The organism is Yoonia sp. (genome assembly GCF_042093035.1).
In the GTDB taxonomy this organism is placed as follows: Bacteria; Pseudomonadota; Alphaproteobacteria; order Rhodobacterales; family Rhodobacteraceae; genus Yoonia.
In genome coordinates this window covers 1-5,637 of the sequence record NZ_JBELFI010000139.1, presented here as the reverse complement: position 1 = coordinate 5,637, position 5,637 = coordinate 1, and the positions used below count along the sequence as shown (strand labels likewise).

General features: G+C 57.1%; 8 protein-coding genes and 1 pseudogene. 5 read left to right on the top strand and 4 right to left on the bottom strand.

Going from position 1 to position 5,637, the window contains the following annotated elements:
* From ACFDSS_RS13190 to ACFDSS_RS13180, 3 genes are all read right to left on the bottom strand, one after another.
* Window positions 1–1,014 (bottom strand): beta-ketoacyl-[acyl-carrier-protein] synthase family protein (locus tag ACFDSS_RS13190; protein ID WP_375256193.1); only part of this gene is annotated, 1,014 nt, incomplete at its 3' end.
* Complete coding sequence (locus ACFDSS_RS13185) at window positions 1,015–1,275, bottom strand: acyl carrier protein (protein WP_375256192.1); 261 nt, start codon at window positions 1,273–1,275, stop codon at window positions 1,015–1,017.
* Window positions 1,276–1,340: 65 nt separating this feature from the next.
* Complete coding sequence (locus ACFDSS_RS13180) at window positions 1,341–2,405, bottom strand: UDP-3-O-(3-hydroxymyristoyl)glucosamine N-acyltransferase (protein WP_375256191.1); 1,065 nt, start codon at window positions 2,403–2,405, stop codon at window positions 1,341–1,343.
* A 564-nt stretch (window positions 2,406–2,969) separates the two neighbouring features.
* Between ACFDSS_RS13180 and ACFDSS_RS13175 the strand changes: the two genes are divergently transcribed.
* Window positions 2,970–3,536, top strand: coding sequence for a YcbK family protein (locus ACFDSS_RS13175; protein WP_375256190.1), 567 nt, complete (start codon window positions 2,970–2,972; stop codon window positions 3,534–3,536).
* 24 nt (window positions 3,537–3,560) lie between these two features.
* On the opposite strand, the gene ACFDSS_RS13170 is transcribed toward ACFDSS_RS13175, so the two are convergent.
* Entirely contained in the window at window positions 3,561–3,782 is a 222-nt protein-coding gene (locus tag ACFDSS_RS13170; protein WP_375256189.1) for a hypothetical protein, read from the bottom strand.
* Between the two features lie 17 nt (window positions 3,783–3,799).
* Between ACFDSS_RS13170 and ACFDSS_RS13165 the strand changes: the two are divergent.
* The 4 genes and pseudogenes from ACFDSS_RS13165 to ACFDSS_RS13150 form a co-directional block, all read left to right on the top strand.
* A pseudogene (locus ACFDSS_RS13165) lies at window positions 3,800–4,150 on the top strand (IS1 family transposase); the annotation flags it as partial.
* 45 nt (window positions 4,151–4,195) lie between these two features.
* A complete protein-coding gene (locus tag ACFDSS_RS13160; RefSeq protein ID WP_375256188.1) occupies window positions 4,196–4,576 on the top strand; it encodes a proton-conducting transporter membrane subunit in 381 nt (126 codons plus the stop codon).
* Window positions 4,577–4,601: 25 nt separating this feature from the next.
* Window positions 4,602–4,943, top strand: coding sequence for an MnhB domain-containing protein (locus tag ACFDSS_RS13155; protein ID WP_375256187.1), 342 nt, complete (start codon window positions 4,602–4,604; stop codon window positions 4,941–4,943).
* A 68-nt stretch (window positions 4,944–5,011) separates the two neighbouring features.
* Window positions 5,012–5,637, top strand: a 626-nt coding sequence (locus ACFDSS_RS13150; RefSeq protein WP_375256186.1) for an amidohydrolase family protein, incomplete at its 3' end; no start/stop codon positions are given.

The following is a 5,637-nucleotide window of genomic DNA, read 5'->3' as shown; positions in this document are numbered from 1 at the left end:
TGCGCTGGTCCCTCCGATCAAATGCCCGTGCATGGACTTCGTGGAAGATATCATCAACCGGTCCGCGTGGGCCCCGAACACATCGGCCACCGCCGCACATTCGGTCTTGTCATTAGCCGTCGTCCCGGTGCCGTGCGCATTGATATATCCCACGTCTTCAGTGTTCAGTTTGGCGTCTTTCACGGCGGCCGCGATCGTCCGTGCGGCCCCCTGCTTTGACGGCATCACAATATCGGAGGCATCAGAAGACATCGCAAAACCTATGATTTCGCAAAGGATTTCCGCGCCACGCGCCTTAGCGTGATCGCAGTCTTCAAACACAAAGACGCCCGCCCCTTCGCCCTGCACCATCCCGTTTCGAGTGGCCGAAAAAGGGCGGCAGGCGTCCTTGGACATCACACGCAGCCCTTCCCACGCTTTGATCCCGCCAAAACACAGCATCGCGTCTGCGCCACCAGTGACCATGACTTTCGCCACACCGCTGCGCACCATATTGAACGCCTGCCCCATCGCGTGATTTGAAGATGCGCAGGCCGTTGCCACAGTGAAAGACGGCCCCCGCAACTGCCACTTCATAGAGACATGGCTGGCAGCGGCATTGTTCATCAGTTTGGGTACAACAAACGGATGCACCCGGTTCTTGCCCGCTTCATAGACCGCGCGGTAATTTTCGTCCTGTGTATTCAGGCCTCCGCCAGACGTCCCGAAGACGACCCCCGATTGATCTGCCAGTTCACCCGAAAACGACAGCCCCGATTGCCCGATGGCTTCGCGGGCGGCCAGCAGCGTGAACTGCGTGAACCGGTCATAGAGTGCGATTTGCTGACGGTTGAAATGGATGGTCTCATCATAATCCTTGACCTGCCCACCGATCTGGATCGCCAGCCGATCCACGTCGTCAATTTCAAGTAGTCCAATCCCGCAACGACCCTCGCGCATCGCCTCCATCGTGGCGGCAACGCTCGTGCCAAGCGGGTTGATCGTCCCCGCGCCAGTGATGACCACGCGGTTCATTTAGCCCGCCTGCCCTGCTTTGAGCTTTTCGACCGCCGCAACGATGGCCGCGATCGACGAAATGTCAAATTCGCTCGCCTGCGGGTCATTGGCGTTGAAAGGCACGGTGATGTCGAAGCTTTCCTCGATTGCGAAGATACTTTCCACAAGGCCGAGACTGTCGATGCCGATACCTTCCAATGTGTTGTCCATCTTGATGTCGGATGGCTCCAGCATCGCCTGTTCGGCGATGATTGCGATGACTTGGTCCTTAATGCTCATAATTTAGGCAACCTGTCTTGTTTGAAGTTGCATGTAGTGCCTCTTGGCCGCTTTGGGAACAGGCGCTAGCCGCGCTTTGCCAAATTACGCAGTGTCCGCGGCAAACGGCGCAGAGCTTTGTAGCCCTCAATATGGGTCTGCATCTTGGTCGCTGGATAGCCCATCATCACCCGTCCGGCAGGTACATTGGACAGCACAACGCTACCGCCGCCCAAAACCACATCATCTCCGATTTTGAGGTTGTCTGCGATCCCTGCCTTGCCCCCGACAACCACGCGATCCCCGATCACGCTTGAACCTGCAACACCGGCCTGCGCACAAAGCAAGCAATGCTGACCAACGATCACGTTGTGTCCGACCTGCACAAGACAGTCGATTTTTGTGCCATCTCCGATCTGCGTAGCCCTTATCGTGCCCGCATCGACGCAAGAATTTGCGCCGATCTCAACATCATCGCCGATCACGACGCCGCCCAAGGAATGAATGCGATGCCATGTCGGGTCATCGGGGACGCTGAGTGACATCTCCCCCAAAGTTTCACGCGCTAGCTCCACGTTGGAAGGCGCGGCGGTCACAAAAGAAAATCCGTCGCCGCCGATCACGACATTGGGTTGCACGATCACCCCTGCACCAAGGCGCGTGCCCCGTTGCAGCCGCACGCCCGCATGGATCTGGCAGCCCGCACCGATAAAGACACCTTCGGCAATGCTCACGTGGTCCGCTATCCAAGTCTTGGCTCCGACCTCTGCACCAGCACCGATGACAGTAAACGCGCCAATCCGCACATCGGCTCCGATCCTGGCTTCGGGATCAATCGCCGCAAGCGCGCTGATCCCGTCACCTGCAAGAGGTTGGTCCAGCATCTGCGTCAATTGCGCCATCGCCAGCCGCGCCCGCGGCGCGATAATCGCAGCCTCAAGCCCTAAAGCTTGCCAATCCGCACCGGGCCAAACCATAGCGACTTTCGCCCGGCCCTGCTTCAATGCATCGCCATAGGCAGGCGATAGCGCCAAAGCCAGATCATCTGGACCGGCCGATGCGGGTTCGGATGCGGCGGATACGGAAAGATCAACGGCGCCAAAGGCCTCTGCGCCCAATGCCGCCGCGATGTCTTTCACAAGATGTGTCATGGTGCCCCCGGGAACATATGCTCTGGCTCAGAGTTACCCGCGAAAAGCACGAAGAGCCAGCCCTTCGCGTGCCAATCCACACCAGATCGCCCACCGCGTCCGCAACCGCCAACGCGATACCCCCATCAAGTGGCCCAAGGGAGGGACAACACCTGTGAGACCACCATGATCGCTCGCACGCTGTATCCAAAAAATGAGCATCGTGGCGGTGGGTGCATGTCAAAAGCAGCTGTCGGGGTTTTGCCAAAACATGCGCTGATATGATTTGGCACGCAATGCAAACACAGACTCGCAGCCGCATTTTTGCGCAATTGACATGCGCCGAAGTCGGTCGCGATTGTTGCTGTATGTTGCACGTCGACGCAAATGAGGTTGTGCCATATCTGCCGCATTCGCAAAATTGCGCAAATATTCGCCAATTTGCGAGTTGTTAAAAAAAAATCGCTACTCAGGTCTTGGTCAACGAATCGAAATATGTCATATAAACTTCACATCTGGGGACCTATTGGCAAACAACTCGCTACAAAGCGGGATCAGGCAAGCGACGGGACAGGCGCTAAGTACATGGATCAAAAGACTTCTGGGATCACGCGGCGGCGGTTGTTGGGCGCATTCGCGGCGACGGCTGTGGCAGCCGCACCAACCTATTCAAACGCCGCCGGTTACGTGCGTGGCGCCGGCGACATCCGCAGCATCGCGATGCATTCGGGCCGGACAGGTGAACGACTTAATACAGTTTACTGGATTGAAGGCGAATATATCGGTGAAGCGGTCCGCGAGATTAACCTGCTCATGCGGGACTGGCGTACAGGCGAAGCCGTGCAGATTGATCTGCGCACCGTCGACATTATGTCTGCGTCGCTGAACCTGATGGAAACGAATGAGCCTTATCTTTTGCTGTCGGGCTACCGTTCGCCTGCGACAAACCGAATGCTGAGAAACAGCAATCGCGGCGTCGCACGCAATTCGTTGCATGTGCTTGGCCAAGCCGCAGATTTGCGCTTGACCAGTAGGTCAACCACACAGATCGCCAATGCCGCTCTTGCCTTCCGCGCGGGTGGTGTCGGCCGTTACGGGCGGTCCAACTTTGTTCACATGGATTGCGGCCCGATCCGGAGCTGGCGCGGTTAGACGCGCCAACATTTGCGTTAACTTTCATCGAGAATGACAGGCGATTGGCCTGCTTGAAGATGCGCGCGCTGCCTCTTGAATGACATCACGGAGCCGCGCAAACATCACCGGGCTTGCCGCGCTGCGCCAAACCATACCAATTGAGCGCATCACAGTGCTGCGCCGGAACGGTCGCACCACCACATTGCTGGAGCGGCTGTCGATCTCGGATTTCGCATAGAGCCGTGGCAAGAGCGCAACGCCCATCCCCATACCCACCATTTGCCGAATGCACCGGCATCAAGAAGCGCACCGTTGAAGGCAATCTTGACAAGGCGCTAATCAGCACCAGCTACGTTGAGCGCCAAAACCTGACGATGCGGATGCATATGCGCCGCTTTACACGCCTGACCAACGGTTTCAGCAAGAAGGTTGAAAACCACATGCATGCAGTCGCGCTGCACTTCATGTATTACAACTTCGTCAAGGTCCACCAGACTTTGAAGGTGACACCAGCAATGGAAGCTGGCCTGACGGATCGCCTCTGGGATATCTCTGATCTGGTTGCCATCATTGATGCGAATGAGGAAGCCCCAAAAAAGCGCGGCCCTTACAAGAAGCGAATTTCAAAGTGACCCACTACCCGGTTTTCGCTGTACCTGACAAGCTTTATGCTGGCCATGCCTGGATTGATTTTGGCTGATAACCTACTGATACTGCTTGACTTTTGGGAACTTACCTCGATCACATCCTACGTGCTGATCGGGTTCAACCACGAGGCCGCGAAATCACGTCTCTCTGCGTTGCAGGCTTTGATGGTGACAGGTGTGGGCGGTTTGGCTTTGCTCGCTGGCGTCCTCCTGATCGGAACAACGGCTGACACATTCGAGATGTCTCAAATCAACCAGATGTCCGGCGTTCTGACCCAAAGCGTCATGTATCTGCCTATCGTGTCATTGGGTCTGGCCGGCGCTTTCACCAAATCCGCGCAGTTTCCGCTCCCTTCTGGCTGCCCAACGCGATGGCCGCACCAAGCTTCGACAACGGTTGGGACAAGCTGATGGCAGGATCGCCGGTTCGCAGCTGTTGGCGGTCCTGCTGCTGGTATTCTCTGTGTATATGCTATTGCGCGGGCACAATGCGCAGGGTGGTGGCTTTATCGGCGGGCTGATCGCGGCCATGGGGTTCGTGGTCTACGCCATCGCCTGCGGCACGGAAACGGCACGTAGAGCGCTGCGGTTTGATCCCGGCAGCAGCCTGATCCCGATTGGTGTGGCGATTAACAAGCAGGACAGTGAGATCACAGTGCGCGTTGTGGCGATTATCCTGTTCTTGATGCTCACGTCTCCCATCGGGGCGCACATGATCGGACGGGCGTCGGTGCGCGATCTGGATTCGAAAAAACAAACTGGTGAAAACAACAGTTAAGCCACTTGCGAAACGCCGCAATGTGCGGGCAACATGTTGTCATCGCAAAAGGAAAGGGCCGCCCCCGTATGTCTGACGCTGACGACCTCATTATCACCGGAGGCCAGATTGTGACGCCGGAGGGGGTAGTGACAGGCGACATCGCCGTCAAAAACGGCCGCATCGCTGCGATAGGACAGGCCCCCGGCACTGCAAAACGGCGGATCGACGCCGCGGGCAAATACGTCATGCCCGGCGGCATCGACCCGCATGCGCATATTGAACAGATGTCGGGCATGGGTGTGATGAACGCCGATACATTTGAAACCGCGACCCGCTCTGCGGCATTGGGGGGGACCACCAGCGTGATCTCATTTGCGGCACAAGCGAAAGGCGCGGGATTGGCTGAGACAGTTGCCGATTATAGTGTACGCGCTGCGCGTGGTGCGATGATCGACTACGCGTTTCATATCACCGTGACTGATACGGACGTCCCTGATTTTGATAGTGAATTGGCCGGGCTTATCGATGCTGGCAATCGATCGATCAAAGTCTTCACGACCTACAATATCCAACTGAGCGATGCGCAGATTATTTCGACCATGAAGATCGCGCGGGCGCAGGGCGGTTTGGTCTGCGTCCATGCAGAAACTGACGCGATTTTGGCGGAGGCAAAGGCGAGACTGCTGGCTGAGAGAAATACCGCCCCGCATTT